This window comes from Nocardia sp. CY15, assembly GCF_009829295.1.
Classification (GTDB): Bacteria; Actinomycetota; Actinomycetes; order Mycobacteriales; family Mycobacteriaceae; genus Nocardia; species Nocardia sputi.
Genome location: NZ_VUOT01000096.1, coordinates 1 through 1,175, shown reverse-complemented (window position 1 = coordinate 1,175; position 1,175 = coordinate 1). Strand labels below are relative to the sequence as shown.

Genomic DNA, 1,175 nt, shown 5'->3' with positions numbered 1-1,175 from the left:
CCGTTGTCGTTCGCGCAGCAACGGATGTGGTTCCTCAACCAGTTCGACCCCGCGTCGTGCGCCTACCACATCGTGCACGCGTTCCGGCTGTCCGGAGACCTCGATATCGATGTGCTGCGGGCGGCCGTGCGTGATCTCGTCGGCAGACATGAAGCGCTGCGCACGGTGTTTCCGGTAGTGGACGGTGAACCGCTCCAGTCGATAGTGCCGATCCGTGATATGGCCGATGTGGTGACCGGGCCGGTCGCCGTCGACGGCACTGCTGGACTCTGGGATGCGGTACGCGAGTTCGCCGCCCGCGGTTTCGATGTGACGACCGATGTGCCGATCCGGGTGCTGGTGTGCGCGGTGACGGAAACAGTTCACGTGCTGGTGCTGGTGGTGCACCATATCGCGAGTGACGGGTTGTCCAAAATGCCATTGGCACGCGACATGGTCATCGCGTACACGGCGCGGTCGAGCGGAGCGGAACCGGTCTGGGAACCGCTGGCCGTGCAATACGCGGACTACACCCTATGGCAACGAAAGACTCTGGGAGACAGTGCCGATCCGTCGTCACCAGCGGCCGGAGACGAAGCGTTTTGGCTGCGTGAGCTGGCGGGCGTACCGCACGTCATCGAATTGCCGAGCGACCGTCGACGCCCTGAGAACCCGTCATATGCCGGCGGAGTCGTCGAATTCGCGGTGGCTGCTGAACTGACGAGCGCCATCTATATGCAAGCGCGGCAGCACGGAGTCACGGTCTTCATGGTCCTGCACGCCGCACTCGCGGTGCTGCTGACCAAGCTGGCGCGCACCGACGATGTGGTGATCGGGACACCCGTCGCCGGCCGCGCGGAGGGCGCACTCGACGATGTTGTGGGCATGTTCGTCAACACGATCCCGCTACGCACCTCGGTGCACCCGCAACAGTCGTTCACCGATCTGCTCGAGGCGGTGCGAGAAACGGACCTGGCGGCGTTCACCCACGCCGAGCTTCCCTTCGAACGAATTGTGGATGTTGTCCAACCCCAGCGCTCGACCGCACACAACCCGCTGTTCCAAATCATGCTGGCATTCCACAACCTTCCCGAAACAGTCTTCGAGCTGCCGGGACTCCGGATCGAAGACATCAATATTCCAGACGTGACGTCGAAGTTCGATCTCGAATGGATCTTCACCGAAATATCCCAGGG

At 62.6% G+C, this 1,175-nt stretch carries 1 protein-coding gene; it reads left to right on the top strand.

The genetic code is table 11. The annotated features are described in order from the left end of the window. Window positions 1-24 precede the first annotated feature (24 nt). Window positions 25-1,175: condensation domain-containing protein (locus GVY39_RS33740; protein ID WP_240679497.1), on the top strand; the 1,151-nt coding region annotated here is incomplete at its 3' end.